This window comes from Infirmifilum lucidum, from assembly GCF_014876775.1.
GTDB classification, from domain to species: Archaea; Thermoproteota; Thermoprotei; order Thermofilales; family Thermofilaceae; genus Thermofilum; species Thermofilum lucidum.
In genome coordinates this window covers 1,136,732-1,154,358 of the sequence record NZ_CP062310.1, presented here as the reverse complement: position 1 = coordinate 1,154,358, position 17,627 = coordinate 1,136,732, and the positions used below count along the sequence as shown (strand labels likewise).

Here is a 17,627-nt window from a genome sequence, read left to right as displayed (position 1 = left end):
TATGCGGGTAACTCTATTTTTGATAAACTTATAAACTTTTTTATTCTCTGTCCTCTTTCTCCTCTACTACTACGTAGTAGTACTCTTTCAAGACTTCTCTCTGGTATCTATCGAGCCAGGAACCCGGCTTGTTTATCCTAGGTCTCCTAGTCTCGGGATCCCTCCTAAACGTAATGCCCATGTCCTTGAGGAACATGTTCATGCCTTTCCTCATGTCACAAGGAGATGAGGCTTCACCCCTAATCCCCGGTTGGCCCCTAAACACCATTATTGTCATCGCGAGGAAGTCGATAGCTACGATGTCGTGCTCAACGACTATTGTCGCCACGCCCTTCTCGGCGGTGAGACGCTTTACGACTTTTGCAACAGCGTACCTCTGCTCTACGTCCAGGTACGCCATCGGTTCGTCTAGGAGGTATAGGTCAGCGTCCTTTCCTAGAGCTGACACGATGAGGACTCTTTGAAGCTCGCCGCCGCTGAGATCGCCCATGTTGTGGTCAAGTAGGTTGTGCACGCGGAGCGGCTTGAGCAGTTCGGCCTGAACGAAAGTTGAGGAAGTGTCGACGCTGGAGGCCTGGAGGAACTGCCTGACTGTCCCGTCGAAACTGATCTCACCCAGGAACTGGGGCTTGTAGCTGAACCTGATGTCTTGCAGCCTCTCAATCCAACCCTCGTCTGGGTCGAGCTCGCCAGCGATCATCCTGACAAAGGTAGTCTTCCCAATACCATTGGGGCCCAGAACTCCTACGACTTCCCCTCTGTGTACTGCACCTTCCTCGACTTGCAGTGAAAAACCATCTAGCCTCTTAGACAGGTTACTCCACCTAACCATAATGCTTTCAGTAGGCCACTCCACAGACGGTGGCTTTTCATGGAACTCTACCCTATAGTCCCTGAACCTCACGTTCTCCTCGCGAATATAGCCTTCAATATACGTGTTTATCCCGGCTCTAGCGCCCTTTACTACGCCTACAACTCCGTAGACGCCGGGCTCACCGTATATTATCGATACCAGGTCGCTAACGTAGTCCAGGACTGCGAGGTCGTGCTCAACAACGATGATGTATCTCCCCGGAGCCACTTGGCTACGGATCAAGTTGGCTACGCGGAGCCTCTCGCGAACATCTAGGTAACTTGATGGTTCATCGAGTAGGTAGGCACTAGCATCCTTCGAGAATGTTGCCGCGATTGCCACTTTTTGCAACTCTCCTCCGCTCAAGTGCTTTAAAGGCCTGTCCCTTACTTGCGAGAGCCCGAGGTAGTCGATCAGCTCTCCCGCGATGCCTCTCTCGTCTACTTTTTTAAGTGCCTCTTCCACAGTTATGGAGTACTTTCTCAGCGCGTCTATGGCCTGGGGCTTAAACGATACTCTTAGCTTGCCGTCTGCTATTTTCTCGAAGTAGGGCTGAAGCTCGGATCCCTTGAAGAAGTCTATAATTTCGTCCCAGCTGGGGGGAGACTCGTACCTCCCGAGGTTCGGCTTTATAACTCCTGCGAGTATTTTAAGCGAGGTAGACTTCCCGACGCCGTTGCTACCGAGAATGCCCAGCGACCTGCTCTCCCTGGGTATTGGGAGCCTGAAGAGCTCGAAGGCGTTTGGGCCATAGCGGTGCACAAGGCTCTTTGAGAGCTTTTCTGGGAGGTTGACTATAGAGATTGCCGAGTACGGGCACTTCTTGATGCAGATCCCGCACCCTACACACAGTTCCTCTGATATTCTGGCTTTATTCTCTGACTCATCTATCCAGACACACTTAGACCCAGCTCTGTTTACTGGGCAGAACCGGACACACTCCAGGTTACACTTACTCGGCTTGCAGAGTGCCTTATCGACTACGGCAACTCTCATCCTCTACCCCGGTTCTTATTCCTCGGAAGACCCTTCCTGCTCTTCGAGCGTCTCTAAGAAGACCTCGTACATCTCCCGCAACTGGTCACGCTCCCCCTCGTCCGCTCTAGCGCTTTTAACATCGAAGACCGAGACTTTAGTCTTCTTTTCCTCAGAGACACTCTCACGTGTCAAGTAGCCTTTCACGTCTTTTGCCTTCATCTCGTACCCACAGTTCGGGCATACTAGGTAGACCTCGTTCTGCCTCTTCTTGGGAACCATCAGCGTGCCGCACTTAGGGCAGAACTCCATCTATCACCACCAAATGTAGACTAGGGGTATCGCTAATGAAATATATTAATGTTGCTGGAGTATAGCTAGGAAAAGCCCCTATGCTAGACGAATTCAACCTGGTTGTGGCAACTTACAGGCAGCGCGAGAACGACTGCATAAGCGAGCTCTGGTTCTTCGCTAGTGAAATAGGGGACAAGTCCCTTGATGCCAGCAAGACTGGTCTCCCCTCTCTCGTTGTCGCAAAGACGAGCCTTGACCCAGAAGTATTCACCGAGAAGATGAGAGAGAAAGTCCTAAACAACCCGTGGTTTTTCAGGTATATTTTGAAGATTACGCCTGTGCACGTCACTGTCCCCGCGACCGTGGAAGAGATAGAGAGAGCAGCGCTGAGTCTTGCCACAGCGAAAATCTCGCCATCTGAGACGTACAAGGTAGACGTCCACATAAGGCTCTCTGAGCTAAGACGCGAGGAAATAATCGATGCAATTGCCAGCCATCTCCAGAATAAAGTAAGCCTCGAGGAGCCTGACAAGGTCATCGTTGTAGAAGTCATAGGCGATAGGGCTGGAGTGGGAGTTGTGAAGCCCTCGAGCATAATTTCCATTGAGAAGCTCAGGAGAGAGGCGCGCAAGCTCCGAGGGCGCTCACAGAGTGAGGGTGAGGAGGGTAGCCCTAGCCCTGAGAACTCTCACTAGCAACTCCCTCTCCGGAGGCACTCCCAGGTAGGCCGAGTAGCGTTCGACCCAGCAGTCTTCGTTGAATCCCTCTTCCACAAGTCCAAGCTCTTTCTTAAACACCTCGAGAGTATTTAAGACATAATCCCGGCCTCTACTGCTCATACATATATAGCCTATATTTTCGCCCTCTCCGCTCGCAAAAAACTCCGTAGCTTCCCTGATATTCCTCACCCCTAGGATGAAGATCAGTAACTCGTGCACTAGGTTCTTAGATATCATCTTACCGCTACTGTAGTTCCTCAGAGAGTGGAGCAGAGAAGAGACAATTACTCGTTTATCAGGGATCTTACAACAATCCCGCAGAAGCACAAGCCACGGGTCACTTCCTGCGTTTCTCCTAGCCCAGTCCACTGCGGCTTGGAACTCCCCGGCGTCCACGCTCTTCAGGCACCCGTAAACTACCCTGTACTCTTTGCCGTTAAACACGACCGAGAGCTCCACAAACACTTTAAGACCAACCCCGGGATAAAAAGGTGTGGAGCAATATGGGTGAATTAGCTAGCCCCGTAAACCTAGTGGCCTTCATGTCGGATTTTGGGAGTAAAGACTACTATACTGGAGCAGTTAAAGCCGTCATCAAGCGTGTATGCCCTAGGGCTGAGGTAATCGACATCACTCACGAAGTAGACCCCTGGTCAACACTCGAGGCAGACTACCTCCTTTCCTGCTGCTTTGACGACTTCCCCCCTGGGGCAATCTTCCTGGCAGTCGTAGACCCCGGCGTCGGAACCGGGAGAAGGCCTATAATCGTGAGGACAAGCAGATACTGGCTCGTGGGGCCGGATAATGGCGTCTTCTCAAGCGTTATCGAAAAAGATGGGCTTGTTAAGGCCTGGACTATATCCCGTGTTCCGTACCAGTTGAAAAGCTCCTACACTTTCCACGGTAGAGATATTTTTGCGCCCGTAGCAGCATACCTGGCCTGTGGCGGCAACGTGGAGGATATTGGCTTACCTCTCGACAAGCTTGTACGCTTGGACAAGCCTGAGACAACACTCAAGGATGGAAGGCTCCTAGGGTACGTCGCTCACATCGACAGGTTCGGCAACGTAGCAACGAGCATAGACACCGCTCTCCTCTCAAAAGCCGGCATAAGCTATGGCTCAGAGCTGGAAGTTTTGGTAGGGGAGAGTAGCTTTAGGGTAAAGTTCGTGAAAACCTTCGGAGACGCTGGAGAAGGCGAGCTTGTAGCTCTCGTGAATAGTTGCAAGGTTCTTGAATTTGCAGTAAATAAAGGCAGAGCCTCAGAGTATATAGCCGCCAAGATCGGGCACCGCGTAGAAATTGTATTGCCTGGCATGCACTCACGGTTTTAAATCTGTCTACGGCACAAAGCCGACTCCCCTCACTCTGACCTTAATGCCATCGGGGTATTTGTCAACTCTGTACTCAGAGCCAAGAATTTGCCTACACAACTCAAGAGCCGTTTCGAGGTGTAGCGTTGACTCAGAGGTCTCGAAGTACGATTCTCCACTAGCCAGGGACATGTAAATTACGAGGTTGTCGGCGGCGTGTGGATCTACAGGGACTCTCAACCTTAAGCTTTTGAGTAAGCCTTCCGCGGCTTCTGCTCCGACTTTTTCGGCAGGTTTACCCTTTTCGCCTAGAGAGTCCCCGCCAACAACGCCTTCGCCTACTCTGGCCCAGAGCACTATGCCTGTCCCCCTCCCAACCGAGGGCGTGTCGCAATCGTGCACTATTTGCCCAACAGGATAGCCCGAGCGCTCTAAGACAGCCTTAGCCGAGCTAGCCTGCCTGACAGCAATCTCGCAAGGCAGGTTCCCGACGTACGATACCCCCTGAACTGAACTGATATCCTCGCTCTTCTCGAGTCTTAGCGGTTGGAGGGGGTATGAGGGTTCAACTGCTACCTGTACTACGCCTCCGCCCTCTGGGTAGAAGCCGTGCCTCACTAGCCGCGAGGAGGTCTTTACGCCGGCTTTCCCGAAAAGCGGCAGTAGCACTCTTTCAAAATAGTGATATGGGGGGCTCCATCTCACGCTAGTTCCTCCCCTAACCTCTAGCCTGAGCTTCTCGCGTGCAGCCGCCAGAACAGGGAGCGTTGCTTGCAGGAAGAGGATAACAGATCCTGCGGTGCCGATATCAACTGTATATGTGCCTCCTTCGAGCCGTTTCCTCGTCGGTCGGAACACTATCTCTGTGGATCCGACTCGGAGGCCGTCGACTTGGGCTTTTACGAGCTGGGCTATGAACTTCACGGCCGACAGGTGCTGGGGCCTCAAGCCTGGGTTACCCCTCTTGGCTCTAATGTTGTATACCCTCACCTCCTCGCCGAGTAGCGCCGCGAGAGCAACGCTGTACCTTAGTAGCTGCCCTCCACCCTCGCCGAACGAACCGTCGATCTCTATCAAGCGTCGTCACCTCCCTTGAAGCCGTCTGTGAACGTGTAGTACTCGCTGTATAACTGTTATCGCTATGAGCACTAGCAACAACATGAAAAGAGCTCTAGAGAGAGCTATGCTGAATGGGTAGGACAGTAAGATCAACAGCGTGATTATAAGCCTTTCTGCTCGCTCAGCGATGCCTACACCCGACATCTGAACGCCCAGCGCTTCGGCTCGGGATCTTGTATAACTCACGAGGAAAGCACCGGTCACCGAGGCTACGAGCTCGTCTGCAGACGCTATGCCGTATAGATAGAGGAGGTAGAGGGATATTGTATCTTCTACTCTGTCGACCGTCGAGTCCAGGAAGGCGCCGAAAGGCGTAACTTTGTTCAGCGAGCGGGCAATGTACCCGTCAATCCCGTCAGAGAGAAACATTATGAGAAGGAGTAGTAGCATAGTGGGGTATGACTTGTGGAAGTACAAAGCCAGGACTCCAAACAGCAGACCGGAGACTGTGACCAAATTAGAGTCGATGCGAGCATATGCGATGGGCTTCGCCAAGACGGAGAACACGACCTGAAGTCTGTCCTTAATCTTATTCAACATACATTTACAAATAGATCGTCTCTGAATATTTCAACTTTAGCTGCAGAAGTGGAGTGTGAGACATTATGAAAAACATAAGCCCGCTACATGCCATGTTTTTTAGCAGATATCAGCAGGATGGCCTTCGCGAGGTCGCCTTTGCTCTCCAGGAGAGCCTGACGGGCTTCCTCCGGCGTTGCACCTGTCTGCGCTACGACGAGTTGTACGTCCTCCTCTGATATCTCTATGGGTGCTTGAGCTGGAGAAGTACCGGCCTCTTCTTCGCTACCAGAGATTTGGTATATTCTCCCACCACCCTTTATCTCTAGAACTTGTACTACGGGGTTTCTTATCACGATGACTTTGTCTTTGAGCTTCAGCATGACCTCTTCGACTCCAGGGAGGTCGCGCAGGCTTAGACCCATCCTTTCAAGTATCCTGCGCTGCTCCCGCGGGCTTAGTCTCTTCATGCGCTACCTTATCTCTATGACTGAGGTCGGTGATATAACTTTTCCTAGCGCTCCTGCCAGGTCGAAGAGTGTGTTTACACGGTCGGCTATGACAGAGTCGCTCGAGGCTACGGGGATACCGGCCTGCGCTTGCTCGATTATTGTCTTGTCAGCCTTGTTGGAAAGCAGGACGGTACATTTGAGGGACAGAAGATCGCACAGCTCTCTCAGGGTGCTAGCAAAGTGTCTCGACCAGCTTATCTGTGAGTCCAGCACGATAATAAGCTCGCCCTTGAGTAGCATGCCTGCAAACCTAAGCAAGAGGTAGAGAGATGAGACGTAGAGTGGGCAGAAGGTAACTCTTCTATTCGTAGCGGCTAGATCACGTACTAGCCCGTCTGTGGACACCACGAGGGTGTCTCCAACGAGCGCCGAAGCTACCGTACTTATCTGGTTAAAGCCGTCTACGATTAGCTTGCCGTGTTTTTGGAGGGCGTCCTCCTTTATTAGCTTCCTCCTGCGGAGGTCGTTTACCGTGGAGGGGAAGACGCTGCGGTAAAGGAGGAGCCTCTCCACTCTTGAGAGTTCGTACCTTGACGTTACGATGTCTAGGACAAGCCTCCTGTTATAGCCCCGGTCGAGCAGGTAGTAGAAGTCTCTTATAGCCTCAGACAGTTCGGGCCTTGGAGATACCAGGATTGGAGAGATCTCCCTACACTCCTCAATCGCTGAAAACATCCTCGATGGCCTTTCTAATGTTTGCAGTGTCAGCGATACGGCCCTGGAATAGATCCTCGACGCCTCCGCCCTTCCCGCCTAGCTTTTCGCTGAGCCTCCTGCCTATTTCTCTCGCGTCGTAGTTCGCAAGGGCCTTTTCGCCAACTTTTATCGCGACCCTACCCTCCCTGTTGTACGCGACTATCACGGCATTTGCCTTCTGCTTTCCTAGGGTCGTTGCCACCTCGCGTGGCTCCATGTCGGCGCTGTCGATGAGGTAGACCTCTATCTCACCTTTCTTGAGCACTGGTGTTGCAACCTGGAGAAAAGACCCTGTGAGCATCTGCTCTCTGAGTTTCTTCACTTCTTTCTCGAGCTTGTCCACGCTGTCTACGAGCTCCGACACCTTCTGGACAAGGGTGTCTTCAGGGGCCTGTACTAGCTCTCTGAGTGACGATATTAGGGTGTCAAGGTTCTGGACGTGCTTGAGTGCTTGCTCGCCGGCCTTGAATACTACTCTTATAACCCCGTCCTGTATCTTCTCGAAGCTTATGATTTTTATGAGGCCTATTTCTCCCGTTCTGTCAACGTGCGTTCCCCCACAGGCCTCTGCGTCCCAGCCCTCAACTTCGACAACCCTAAGGACTTTCTCGGGAACAGCGCCGCCCTGGTATAGCGTGAAGCCGTACTTCTGTTCAGCCTCTGTTCTGCCTACAAACTGCTTCTTAACAGGCCTGTTCTCCCACACTACTCGATTAGCGACGAGTTCTATCTCTCTGGCTTGTTCCTGCGTTATTGGCTTGTGATGCGTGAAGTCAAACCTCACGTACTCCTCTGTCTTTAGGGCGCCTGCCTGCCACACGTGTCTGCCTAAAACCCTCCTTAACGCCCCCAATACAACGTGGGTTGCCGTGTGGTGCCGCATGAGGTTGAGGCGCCGGTTCATGTCCACAGTACCCTTCACGGTAGTTCCCGGCGGTGGTATTTCCCCTGAGCACTCGTGCAGTATTACGTCTCCGACTTTCATGACGTAGACGACTTTACAGCGACCGCCGTTGAACTCGAGGTAGCCCGTATCAGCGAGCTGTCCGCCGCCCTCCGGGTAGAACGCTGTCTGGTCGAGCACTACGTACTTACCCTCAACCACGCCTAGAACCCTAGCTGTGAACTCGTAGAGCTTTTCATCCTCATAATACAGTTTCCGCGTTGGAGGGAAGTTCTGTACAAGTAGGGGGTCAGCTTTCAACCTTATAGCTTCTCTGGGGGCCTGCGAGGCCTTACTCTTGATTTCAGCGAGTTTCGAGTAGAAGCCCATCGTATTGACTGCTAGCCCGTACTGGGACGCCTTCTCTTCTAGTAGCTCAGGCGGAATGCCGTACGAGTCATACAGTCTTACTAGGGTATCTCCTGAGATCTCCTTGAGACCCTTGCTTAAGCTGTCCCGGACAATTTCATCGATTATTTTCTCGCCTCTTCTCACAGTTTCCCTGAACTTCTCCTCCTCGTAGTCAATAATGTCCAGTATCTCGCCTCGAACCTCAAGGTACTCGGGAAAGTCGCTCTTCCACCTTTCTATCTGCCTGGCAACGATTTCGCTGAGTTTGATTTCAAGCCCCATCTTCCACAAGTACCTTAGACTTCTTCTTATTAGGAGGCGCGCAAGGTACCCAGCGCCTGTGTTGCTCGGTACGATGCCGTCACCTATCATCCACATGAGAGAGCGGGTGTGGTCGGCTACGGCGTAAATAGCCTCGTACGGCTCTAGGTACCTCCTCAACTCCTCTAAGCCCATGCCAAGTGAGAGGGCTATACTCGAGAGGGTCTCGTAGGCCTCCAGGGGCTTCTTGTAATCCAGCCTTCCGCTCTGTCTGGCAACCGCGCTCATAATTTCGTCCTGAGGCTTCTCTAGGCCACTCTGAATCCTCAGGTACTCAACTATGTCCGGGAAAACTGCCTCGTAGACGTTGTACTTGCCCGTTAGGAGCCAGAATATTCTCTCAAGGCCGTATCCCGTGTCTACAATCCTGTTGCTGAGCGGTACTAAGTCGCCGCTCTCCGTTGTCCTGTAGTGCATGAACACGAGCGTCGCGACCTCTAGTCCCCGAACCAAGACCTCGTAGTCCTCTCCGGCATTCCCGCCCCCACTCCACATGTCGTATATGAAGGTTATTTCCTCAGGCTTAATCCCGTAAACCTTCGTGAACAGCTCGTAGGCAAACTCTACTGTCTCATTCGCCCAGTAGATGTTGACTCCCGGGAAATTGAAGGCGTGGTGGGCCATCATCTCGAAGCCTGTGAGGTGCCTGCTCGTCTTCCCAACATTGTCGACGTCGGTTAGCCTTATACTCGGCTGAGAGATAACAAGGGGGTTTGCAGGGGGCTGGACGAGCCCTTCAGTAACCCATGGCTGGAAATCGTAGATTGAGGCACCTACGAGGTACACGTCGTCCCGCCATCTAGCTACTACGGGGTACCTCTTTACCGGGGTATGCCCCCTCTTCTCGAAGAACTCTATAAACATTCTACGGACTTGAGACACCGACTCGACGCTTGCCCCAACCTTCTCGCCGATGAACGAGTAGGTCTCGCATGGTTGATCTCCACAAGTCTCCCTGTTAGGGTCTAGGGTCCAGAAGGTGCGCCCACAGACTGGGCACTTCTTCTTTATCCAGCCGTTTTCCACGAAGAATGGCAGGTTGACAAAGTCCTCCATCCTGCTCACAAAAGCAGGAGGGATCGACAATATTTAGTTTATGCTTTAGAAGCTCGGGTTCTTGGACTTAACTAGATTGTATATGGCGAGGGCAGCGCTGTGGGCCCTGGCTAAGGTGTATGGGAGAGTGCTCTTGTCAGGTATGCCTGCCTCCACAGCTACAGCCATGGCCTGTAGGTACGCCTTCGCGACCAGCATGCTTACTATCTGAGGTACGGGGAGCGCCGCGTTGAAGGCCAGATTGAAGGCTTGGGAATACGCCACTCTTAATTTCTCAATGGCGAGGTTTGGGTCGAGCTCGACGTCTTCAGGCTTGACTACTCTGCCGTCGATGACGATAAGCTTTATGTTAAGCTTGCTCTCTATGGGCTTCATCCCCAGTTTGTTCAACAGGTCGGCGAGCTCAGGCGTGACTACGTCTCCCGGCTTGGCCACCACCGTGTCCTTAGTCACCCATATGCTACCCTCCTGTACCCGTATCGGGATGTTGAGCTTGTTGAAGAGGCTAATAGCGGGCCCGGGAGTGATTCCGGTATTACCGGCTGGTATGAGTATCTCCCTTGTAGCTACATCCCCGGGGCGTGCCTCGCGAAGAATTTTCTGCTTGTCCAAGAAGAGTATTACCTCGAAGGGGTTCTCGTTTGTGAAGATTACAGCGTTTTGCCCTTTCAGGGCATCCTTGAACTGATCCGAGTATTTGCCTACCTCTTTAAGTGCAATTAGGAAGAGAGTGTTTTTTATAACCTTTAGAGCTGACCCCTTCTGGTAGAGTAGCCTTCGGCTTCCCTTGATGACTGACGATGGTAACCCTGTTGTCCCTGCCAGCATGAAGTACCTGTAGTTTCGGAGGTATTCCTTGAGTTCTTCTACAAGTCTCGCCTTGCGTGCTCTTGCAGGGCTCATTTTACTGGTCTGCAACACTACAGTTTGGCTCACTTTGCACCACCCGTTTTCTCGAGTTTTACTGGTCTACCCATTGTGAGCTTGAAATATATCCTATCGATGTTGTAGTGCGTGAATTTCTTCAGCAACTCGTCTAACACGGCTTTCGCGTTAGCCGCCAGGTGCTCAACAGGTTGGTCTTCAACGCCGATCCTGCACATTACAACGGGGTCATCCTTGATCCTTATTCTAACGGATTTTTTGAACCTGTCTATTAGAGGGGCTACCGGCACGTTGGGGGGTATTGGTTGAGGCATTTTGCCACGGGGGCCTAGATACCTACCTAGGGTACGCCCGACTTGAACCATGAGATCCGTCTGGGCCAAGAAGAAGTCATATTTCTTCGCCAGTTTCTTGATAGCCTTCTTATCGCCTGAAAGTTTCTGGAGCTCATCCCTGTCTATCACCAGGTCTGCTCCCGCTTCCCTGGCCTTCAAGGCCACATCCCCGGTCGCTATCACGACAACCCCGGCGAGCTTAGATGGAGGGGGATACGGCAGAGTCACTACAGTGTTTATCCTGTTCTCTGGCTTCTTTAAGTCAACGTCTCTCAACGTGATTATCATCTCGACACTCTGCTTGAAACGCCTCTTTCTGGGAGACGCTTCAAGGGCCTTCTTAATTGCTGCTGGAAAGCTGTTAACGATACTTGTAATCGCAACGCTCACGAGGCTTCACCCTCATGTTTACTTATGATGCCGTCGTACAAGCCCTCCTCAACATCCTGTATAAATTGCTTTGGAGGCTTTCCATCAATAGTTACACCCATGCTCTGACATGTTCCAGCAACAGTTTTGACCGCTGCTTTGAGCGTTTTCACACCCATATCCTTCATCTTGATCTTGGCAATTTTAATTACCTGCTCGACCGTGAGGTTCCCAACCCACTCTTTAGTTGACTGACGCGCTCCTTTTTCGATCTTGAGCTCTTTAACGATCAATGCAGCAGTGGTAGGGGTTCCAACTTCAACCTCAAATGTTTTCCTCTCCGTGTCTACTATAACTTTTACAGGGACACGCATTCCCGCGTACTCCTGCGTAAGCTCGTTGATCTTCTTGACGACTTGCATTACGTTTAGGCCTAAGGGGCCTAGGGCCGGGCCTATTGGCGGTCCAGCCGTTGCTTTGCCTCCCTCTACGAGAAAGTTAAATGTTTTAATATTTTGAGACATGGGAAAAACCACCTTTACTTCAAGGCCACAAACATCGAGGATCTTGTAGCTTTAAGCCCGGGTTCTCCATGTTCGACTTTCTTCGTCGTTGGGGCAAACTCGCCGAGGAAGTGGCCTATGCGCTCAGGGGTTATCTCCACCGGGACAAACTCCTTGCCGTTGTGGACTTGAATCACCAAGCCCACCATTTCCGGGAGTATCACGAAGTCCCGGAGGTGAGTCTTGATAACGGGCTGTTTCTTGCCTTCTTTTAAGAGTTTTCTCGCACGCCTTATTTTTTCGAGTAGCTTTAAGTGTTCCTCGCTAGTACCCTTTATCAATGTCCTAGTGACGCTCCTGCGCTGTCTTGAAGGCAGTAGCTCGACGAATTTCTCTAGGGGTAGCTGGGCCAGGTCTTCAAAGCTATACCCCCGGTAGGTAAACTTGCTCGATGACTCCATTAATTGCACCTGCCTCTCTTACCTCCTCTCAAATTTAAGCTTTTTTCCACCGATGCTGTTTCGACCCTATCTGGTGCTCTTCGGTTATTCACGGTTTACTGCACAGTGTCCTATAAGGGAACATCACGATACCTTTACTGTAGAGTAGTAAGAGCTACGGGCATTGAGAGCCCACTACAGGGCCTGAGCTGCTTTGATCTGTATAGCCCCGAGCTTGGAGATCTATAAGACTGTAAGGCATCCTCTTCCAGTCTATAGTAACAACAAGGTTTACTTAAGAGAGTATATGATTATCGAATAATTGACACTTCTTGGTATGGCTAAGAAGGTAGTAGTAATTGGAGGAGGGTTTGGCGGTTTTTACGCTATAAAAACGCTCAAGCAGGCAGGGGAGCCGAGTTCTTTCGAAGTAACATTAATAGATAAAAACGACAGGTTCGTTTACCTGCCTTCGCTGCCGTACCTACTCTCGGGTAGGAAGACTGTTGAAGATATAACAGAGCCTTTCGAAAGGATTAGTAGGCGCCTCGGGATAACTTTCGTCAGAGGTGAGGTGGAAGGGGTATCGTTGAAAAACAAGCAAGTACTCATAAAGGGCGGTGGAGCCGTAGAGTTCGACTACTTAATTCTCTCGGCGGGAGCACAGACGGAATATTACGGCATACCGGGAGCTGAGAACACAGTTCCATCTTGGCGACTAGAAGACTACATCGAGCTGAAGAAGCAGGTTGAAAGAAACCCAGAAGGACAAGTGTGCATTGCCGGCGGCGGGCTCACGGGAGTTGAGGTTGCAGGCGAGCTTGCTGAGAAACTTGGGAAGGGTAAAGTCGTGCTCGTAGAGAAGATGCCTCACCTTCTTCCCACTCTTAACAGCCCAAAGGCCAGTGAAGTTGTTGAGAACTTCCTGCGTACAAGCGGAGTCAGGGTAATTAAGGGCGACGGTGTTAAGGGGGTGAATGACAACAGACTTATCTTGGAGAGCGGTAGCAGTCTCGACTGTGCTGTTATCGTCTGGGCTGTAGGCGTCAGAGCCTCCAACATCAGCTTTGACGTGCCGGTAGAGGTAAAGGGGAGGGGCTGGCTAGTCGTAAATTCGAAGTTACAGTTGAAGGGCTTCGAAGATGTTTATGCAGTTGGCGATATCAACCACTTCGACTACAACAGTGATTCTGTAATGAAAATGGCAGAGGAAGCAATACTCCAGGGCAAGACCGCTGCCAAGAACATACTCAGGCAGTTGGACGGAAAAGACCCCGCCTACGAGCACAAGCCGATATTTCTGGCTTCCAGGCCGAAGACTCTCTGCTCTGTCGGTTTTAACAAGGCTATAATGGTTTGGGAGAACAAAATCCTCTTTGGGAGGACGCCGTACATAAGCAAGATGTTCATAGAGAGTATAGTCATGCGGGACGTAAAGGGCAAGATCGGAGGAGGAGTAGCCACAACCCTAGAAAGCAAGATTCTTAGAGCTATCAGCAGAACCTAGGACTGTCCCGCAGTCCAAGCAGGCCAAACAAGACTAGAAGAGACAACTCGCTCCCGGTTTATGCCACGTAAAAACTCCTTACTCTAGGCATATTCAAAAGTAGAAGTACACAGGGATTATAAGGGCCTCCTGCTTACTTAGATGTTTTACTCGCTCCCTTCTTCCTCCCTGTTCTGCGCGCGGCAATGTGGCCAACCTTCCTCCCTGGAGGCGCATTGCGTGGTGCAGGTGTTAACCCCTTCGGGTGATGCCCGCCGCCGGCAGGGTGTGCGTACGCTGACATGGCCTTGCCTCTTACAGTCGGGTACTTGAAGGATTTGGCACGAGACCAGTGATATTTCTTGCCTGCCTTGAGGAACGGCTTCTCGGTGCGTCCGCCTGCAGCAACCATACCGACTGTTGCGCGTGCATTGCTGTCCACTTCTTTAACCTTCTTCGAGGGGAGCTGTATGAGAGTCTTGCCGTTGGAGTGCGCCAGGATTAAAGCATAGGCCCCGCTACTCCGCGCAAGCTTGCCGCCGTCACCGGGGCGTATTTCGACATTCGAGATTATTGTCCCCTCAGGGGCACTCCCCACTTCTATGATGCTTCCAAGCACGATAGGAGCCTTAGCCCCGTAGTAGATTTTTTGGCCTACGGCTAGACCCTCAGGTGGGATCATCACCATCTCTCTGCCGTCCTCGAACTGGACGATGGCAAGAGGAGTTCCCCTACCCGGCTCGTGAACGAGCTCCTTAACGTAGCCAACAAGCACCTTATTCTTGAACTCCTCGGCGTTGTACTCGAGGTACCGCGCTGGAGCAACACGCTTCCACCCTGGGTTTCTGAAGACAGACCCACCACGGCCCCTACGCTGGACTAAAATTCTCTTACCCATTTAGACCACACCCATGCGTGTTGCAATGTCTGAGGCTGAATACTCCTTTGCTAGCCGCACATAAGCTTTTTTGTTACCGTCAGTAGTGTTTAGCGTTCTAACTTTCTCGACTTTTACGTTGAACATCCTCTCAACCTCCTCCTTTATCTGCTTCTTCGTGGCACGCCTATCGACAATAAAGGTTAGAGTGTTCGCCTCTTCTATTAGCCGTAAAGTCTTCTCGGTTAAATGAGGTCTAATAATAACGCTTGTAGGCACGCCCATTAATATCTCACCTCTACGTCTTTAAGCCTCTCTTCTAGAATCCTTAGAGCCTCCAGGGTATAAATGGTAAGCCGCCCTGGCACGCCGCCAGGGGCTAGGTGCGATACAGTGAGGTTTCGGGCGCTCACGACCTCAACGCCTGGCATGTTCCTAGCAGCCTTGGACAACTCCCTAGAATTGCTCGCAACGATTAAAACACTTTTAGGCTTCTTGTACTTGCGGCCACGCATTTTGCCTTTGCCTGCCCTAACTCTGACTCTCTCTGCTGCGCGTTCTACGTCACCCCATACTCCAAGCTTCTTGAAGATCTCGCGTAGCTGAGACGCCTTGTTTACTTTCTCTATCTCGTCGACGACAACTATGGGCAACTGCTTCTCCGGGACTACGTGGCCTCGGCGCACCACGAGCTCCCTTATTGCAGTTGCCGCTAGAGCCGATGCAAGTGCGAGCTTCTTCTCCTTCTTGTTAATGTTCTCCTTCAGTTTCTTCTCAACTTTAGGCGGGTGGACACGCCTGCCTTTGACCGCCTGGGGTACTCTGGCTGCCCTCATCCCACCCTTTATTCTGGCAACGCGAGCAATTCCATGGCCAACGCCAAGGCTTTCGGCAGTAGTTCTCAAGCCGGCTAGGGGATCCGTCCCCTTAGGCTGTAGTTTCGAGGTAAAGATTGCTAGGAAAGCGCGCCTGATCAGGTCAACGCGTACTGGGCTGTAGAAGAAGCTCGGTAACTGCGCTTTGCTCGCCTCGTTTCCATCCAGGCCGTAGACGGGAACTTCCCTCAAGACGAGTTCGGTGCTACTCATCTATAGTCACCCTACAGCTTGGGGCCACGGCTGGGTACTTACGTATACTACTTTTGGCGCCTCAACTGCCCTGTGCAGTCTTATGGGTATTCTGAGTTTCACGAGCCTCTTTATAGCACCTGGGACGCTTCCCTCAATTAGTATAAATTTTGTCCTGATCAGGCCGTAGTGTGGCCAGCCACCCGGCGGGTTAATGTTCTCAGAGCTTATGTCGCCTATCTTGAGAACGCGCTTATTATACTCTGTTCTCTGGTGGAAGCCTGTTTGGCCGGGGAAGGGTGTATAGAACATTATTGCTGGGCCTTGGGGACCCACGCTCCCTATCCTCCTGTGACCCTTGCGGTGCTTGTGCCAGCGAGGCATTTCTTTTACGCCGAACCTCTTTATTACACCCTGGAACCCTTTACCCTTGGTCACGGCTATTACATCAGTGTAGTCGCCTTCTTTGAACACTTCCGTGATGTCTATCTCTTTACCCAAGCGCTCAAGCGCGAAATTAAGCGCTTCAGACGGCGGCCCGCCAACAGCTATTTCGAAGACCTCAGGCTTCTTCTTTCCGAGACCAGTAACACGAGGCTGGGTAGCGACAATCAACCGCACTTCCTTAACTTTACCCCGGATTTCCTCTATCTTCCTCTTCTGCTCTTCGAAGTAGTTTTCCTTCCCTGGGACGGTAAAAACTCTCTGTAGCTCCTCGGGGAGCTTCGGAGCCCATACTTCACCTATAGCCTTCAAGCCGTAAAAACTCGAAGCATATACTCTGACGCCTACTACTCGCAATGGAGGAACCTCCAAGACGGTTGCGGGGTATACTCTCTCCTGTCCGTAGAACGGGCTGTTCTTATTCATCTCGATACCTACTACGTGAACCATCCCGACTTTATAGCCTGCAAAGCCTAGGGGCATGACTTTATCAATTTTGGGCCAGCGGCGAACCCTGGCCACGATGCTACGGGCTCTTTTCCTTGGGTAGTATGCGCGTGACCCTCTACGAGGCTTATGACCTTTAGCCATTTGTCTCCACCGTTACTCCTAAGATGCACCGCTTCCGTTTTATTACGCTAGGCTTATTAAATTTACTCTAAAAGAGGGGGGCTACCTATGGAAGGGCTATATTTAGGAGCGAAAGCGTTGCCAGTACAGCTTCTTCAGTTCTGACCGTACGGGTACCCTGACAGGGAATAGTGTTCAAAATGAAGTCCGCTAGATCTTCGAGCTTCGTGCCGTGCTCCTTCGCTATCTCGTGTAGCCCTTTGTTCCAGCTCCCGAATAGTATCAGTAGCCCGTCAAGCCCCTTATTCTTCACATCTGTGACAAGCGAGCTTAAAACCTCTAAATTCACTACTTCGCCGCGGCGTGAAGTTGCGATCACCAGGTACTTGTTCCTCCTGTAATGCTCTACCAGTGATACCATGTCCTCGAAACACAGTACCCTAAAACCCCAGTACAGCTCGACGTCATCCGTAGAGACTAAAACCCAGGAGCCCCTCTCCTTCTTCAGAGTTACTCTACTCCCGGTTTTCCTCTCTCCATCCACTTCAACTAATGCATCTAAACCAATATCTACCAGCAATCTCCCCCTCTTCCTAGCTACTACGACACCCTCTCTAAGCCCGTAGTCTTCATGCCTTAATTGATGAGAAGGTATTGCGAGTGGAGGAACCAAGCCAATATACTTCAGAGCGGGGCTCCTAGGAACAAGTCTTCTCCTGAGATACTGTGGAGTCTCGATAGCTTCGAGAACCTCCTTAATAGCACTGCACGGATGCCCATCATGCAGGTAAATAGCCACCTCCTCAACTCTGAAGATCGCCAGCGCTCGTGCTAGTTGTGCTATGTGGAACGTCCGTGCGGGTTCACGTAGATTGGAGAAATTCGAAGATGGTAAGGCAACAACCCTCTTGTATTCTGGTTTAGGAGGAGGGTAGGTGCAAGTACCCATTACTTATCCTACTTCTCTGACTCTTTTTCCT

At 51.5% G+C, this 17,627-nt stretch carries 20 protein-coding genes; 3 read left to right on the top strand and 17 right to left on the bottom strand.

From position 1 onward, the window contains the following. Positions 1-40 precede the first annotated feature (40 nt). Positions 41-1,849, bottom strand: coding sequence for a ribosome biogenesis/translation initiation ATPase RLI (locus tag IG193_RS06545; RefSeq protein ID WP_192818381.1), 1,809 nt, complete (start codon positions 1,847-1,849; stop codon positions 41-43). Between the two features lie 15 nt (positions 1,850-1,864). Further along, positions 1,865-2,140 (bottom strand): DNA-directed RNA polymerase subunit M, encoded by a 276-nt coding sequence (locus tag IG193_RS06540; RefSeq protein ID WP_192818380.1) that lies wholly within the window; start codon positions 2,138-2,140, stop codon positions 1,865-1,867. Positions 2,141-2,220: 80 nt separating this feature from the next. Between IG193_RS06540 and IG193_RS06535 the strand changes: the two genes are divergently transcribed. Beyond that, positions 2,221-2,817, top strand: coding sequence for a THUMP domain-containing protein (locus tag IG193_RS06535; protein WP_192818379.1), 597 nt, complete (start codon positions 2,221-2,223; stop codon positions 2,815-2,817). Here IG193_RS06535 and IG193_RS06530 read toward each other — a convergent pair. After that, the gene (locus tag IG193_RS06530) at positions 2,767-3,300 is read right to left on the bottom strand and encodes a hypothetical protein (protein WP_192818378.1); all 534 of its coding nucleotides are present in this window, start codon (positions 3,298-3,300) and stop codon (positions 2,767-2,769) included. The genes IG193_RS06535 and IG193_RS06530 overlap by 51 nt on opposite strands. 44 nt (positions 3,301-3,344) lie before the next feature. Here IG193_RS06530 and IG193_RS06525 point away from each other — a divergent pair, with 44 nt between their 5' ends. Then, positions 3,345-4,175: an SAM hydrolase/SAM-dependent halogenase family protein gene (locus IG193_RS06525; RefSeq protein ID WP_192818377.1), complete on the top strand. Its 831-nt coding sequence runs from the start codon at positions 3,345-3,347 to the stop codon at positions 4,173-4,175. A gap of 6 nt (positions 4,176-4,181) precedes the next feature. On the opposite strand, the gene rtcA is transcribed toward IG193_RS06525, so the two are convergent. The 9 genes from rtcA to IG193_RS06480 form a co-directional block, all read right to left on the bottom strand. Then, positions 4,182-5,231: an RNA 3'-terminal phosphate cyclase gene (gene rtcA, locus IG193_RS06520; protein WP_192818376.1), complete on the bottom strand. Its 1,050-nt coding sequence runs from the start codon at positions 5,229-5,231 to the stop codon at positions 4,182-4,184. A 6-nt stretch (positions 5,232-5,237) separates the two neighbouring features. After that, entirely contained in the window at positions 5,238-5,813 is a 576-nt protein-coding gene (locus IG193_RS06515) for a CDP-alcohol phosphatidyltransferase family protein (RefSeq protein WP_192818375.1), read from the bottom strand. A gap of 83 nt (positions 5,814-5,896) precedes the next feature. After that, positions 5,897-6,262, bottom strand: a complete 366-nt coding sequence (locus IG193_RS06510; protein WP_192818374.1) for a nascent polypeptide-associated complex protein — start codon at positions 6,260-6,262, stop codon at positions 5,897-5,899. 3 nt (positions 6,263-6,265) lie between these two features. After that, entirely contained in the window at positions 6,266-6,979 is a 714-nt protein-coding gene (locus tag IG193_RS06505) for a DUF434 domain-containing protein (RefSeq protein WP_192818373.1), read from the bottom strand. Continuing rightward, positions 6,963-9,671, bottom strand: coding sequence for an alanine--tRNA ligase (alaS, locus tag IG193_RS06500; RefSeq protein ID WP_225876130.1), 2,709 nt, complete (start codon positions 9,669-9,671; stop codon positions 6,963-6,965). The genes IG193_RS06505 and alaS overlap by 17 nt, the downstream gene beginning before the upstream one ends. Positions 9,672-9,716: 45 nt before the next feature. Beyond that, complete coding sequence (locus tag IG193_RS06495) at positions 9,717-10,607, bottom strand: 50S ribosomal protein L10 (RefSeq protein WP_192818371.1); 891 nt, start codon at positions 10,605-10,607, stop codon at positions 9,717-9,719. After that, positions 10,604-11,269 carry a 50S ribosomal protein L1 gene (locus IG193_RS06490; RefSeq protein ID WP_192819759.1) on the bottom strand — a complete coding sequence of 222 codons (666 nt, stop codon included), beginning with the start codon at positions 11,267-11,269 and terminating at the stop codon, positions 10,604-10,606. Before IG193_RS06490 ends, IG193_RS06495 begins: the two co-directional genes overlap by 4 nt. Positions 11,270-11,277: 8 nt before the next feature. Beyond that, positions 11,278-11,784, bottom strand: a complete 507-nt coding sequence (locus IG193_RS06485; protein ID WP_192818370.1) for a 50S ribosomal protein L11 — start codon at positions 11,782-11,784, stop codon at positions 11,278-11,280. A gap of 14 nt (positions 11,785-11,798) precedes the next feature. Next, positions 11,799-12,224 (bottom strand): 30S ribosomal protein S19, encoded by a 426-nt coding sequence (locus tag IG193_RS06480; RefSeq protein WP_192818369.1) that lies wholly within the window; start codon positions 12,222-12,224, stop codon positions 11,799-11,801. 316 nt (positions 12,225-12,540) lie between these two features. Here IG193_RS06480 and IG193_RS06475 point away from each other — a divergent pair, with 316 nt between their 5' ends. Further along, a complete protein-coding gene (locus tag IG193_RS06475; protein WP_192818368.1) occupies positions 12,541-13,710 on the top strand; it encodes an NAD(P)/FAD-dependent oxidoreductase in 1,170 nt (389 codons plus the stop codon). Between the two features lie 133 nt (positions 13,711-13,843). Here IG193_RS06475 and IG193_RS06470 read toward each other — a convergent pair whose 3' ends face one another. The 5 genes from IG193_RS06470 to IG193_RS06450 form a co-directional block, all read right to left on the bottom strand. After that, positions 13,844-14,587 (bottom strand): 50S ribosomal protein L2, encoded by a 744-nt coding sequence (locus IG193_RS06470; protein WP_192818367.1) that lies wholly within the window; start codon positions 14,585-14,587, stop codon positions 13,844-13,846. Continuing rightward, positions 14,588-14,851 (bottom strand): 50S ribosomal protein L23, encoded by a 264-nt coding sequence (locus tag IG193_RS06465; protein WP_192818366.1) that lies wholly within the window; start codon positions 14,849-14,851, stop codon positions 14,588-14,590. Beyond that, positions 14,851-15,654 (bottom strand): 50S ribosomal protein L4, encoded by an 804-nt coding sequence (gene rpl4p / locus IG193_RS06460; protein WP_192818365.1) that lies wholly within the window; start codon positions 15,652-15,654, stop codon positions 14,851-14,853. The genes IG193_RS06465 and rpl4p overlap by 1 nt, the downstream gene beginning before the upstream one ends. A 6-nt stretch (positions 15,655-15,660) precedes the next feature. Beyond that, positions 15,661-16,668, bottom strand: a complete 1,008-nt coding sequence (locus IG193_RS06455) for a 50S ribosomal protein L3 (protein WP_192818364.1) — start codon at positions 16,666-16,668, stop codon at positions 15,661-15,663. A gap of 85 nt (positions 16,669-16,753) precedes the next feature. After that, positions 16,754-17,596 carry a putative RNA uridine N3 methyltransferase gene (locus IG193_RS06450; RefSeq protein WP_192818363.1) on the bottom strand — a complete coding sequence of 281 codons (843 nt, stop codon included), beginning with the start codon at positions 17,594-17,596 and terminating at the stop codon, positions 16,754-16,756. Between the last annotated feature and the right edge of the window lie 31 nt (positions 17,597-17,627).

Bases quoted from the DNA above. Each gene is read 5' to 3' on its own strand.
- IG193_RS06525 (WP_192818377.1), top strand. From the start codon at position 3,345: ATGGGTGAATTAGCTAGCCCCGTAAACCTAGTGGCCTTCATGTCGGAT.
- IG193_RS06510 (WP_192818374.1), bottom strand. From the start codon at position 6,262: ATGAAGAGACTAAGCCCGCGGGAGCAGCGCAGGATACTTGAAAGGATG.
- IG193_RS06480 (WP_192818369.1), bottom strand. From the start codon at position 12,224: ATGGAGTCATCGAGCAAGTTTACCTACCGGGGGTATAGCTTTGAAGAC.
- IG193_RS06505 (WP_192818373.1), bottom strand. From the start codon at position 6,979: ATGTTTTCAGCGATTGAGGAGTGTAGGGAGATCTCTCCAATCCTGGTA.
- alaS (WP_225876130.1), bottom strand. From the start codon at position 9,671: ATGGAGGACTTTGTCAACCTGCCATTCTTCGTGGAAAACGGCTGGATA.
- IG193_RS06540 (WP_192818380.1), bottom strand. From the start codon at position 2,140: ATGGAGTTCTGCCCTAAGTGCGGCACGCTGATGGTTCCCAAGAAGAGG.
- IG193_RS06450 (WP_192818363.1), bottom strand. From the start codon at position 17,596: ATGGGTACTTGCACCTACCCTCCTCCTAAACCAGAATACAAGAGGGTT.
- IG193_RS06545 (WP_192818381.1), bottom strand. From the start codon at position 1,849: ATGAGAGTTGCCGTAGTCGATAAGGCACTCTGCAAGCCGAGTAAGTGT.
- IG193_RS06485 (WP_192818370.1), bottom strand. From the start codon at position 11,784: ATGTCTCAAAATATTAAAACATTTAACTTTCTCGTAGAGGGAGGCAAA.
- rpl4p (WP_192818365.1), bottom strand. From the start codon at position 15,654: ATGAGTAGCACCGAACTCGTCTTGAGGGAAGTTCCCGTCTACGGCCTG.
- IG193_RS06515 (WP_192818375.1), bottom strand. From the start codon at position 5,813: ATGTTGAATAAGATTAAGGACAGACTTCAGGTCGTGTTCTCCGTCTTG.
- IG193_RS06465 (WP_192818366.1), bottom strand. From the start codon at position 14,851: ATGGGCGTGCCTACAAGCGTTATTATTAGACCTCATTTAACCGAGAAG.
- IG193_RS06535 (WP_192818379.1), top strand. From the start codon at position 2,221: ATGCTAGACGAATTCAACCTGGTTGTGGCAACTTACAGGCAGCGCGAG.
- IG193_RS06475 (WP_192818368.1), top strand. From the start codon at position 12,541: ATGGCTAAGAAGGTAGTAGTAATTGGAGGAGGGTTTGGCGGTTTTTAC.
- IG193_RS06455 (WP_192818364.1), bottom strand. From the start codon at position 16,668: ATGGCTAAAGGTCATAAGCCTCGTAGAGGGTCACGCGCATACTACCCA.
- IG193_RS06470 (WP_192818367.1), bottom strand. From the start codon at position 14,587: ATGGGTAAGAGAATTTTAGTCCAGCGTAGGGGCCGTGGTGGGTCTGTC.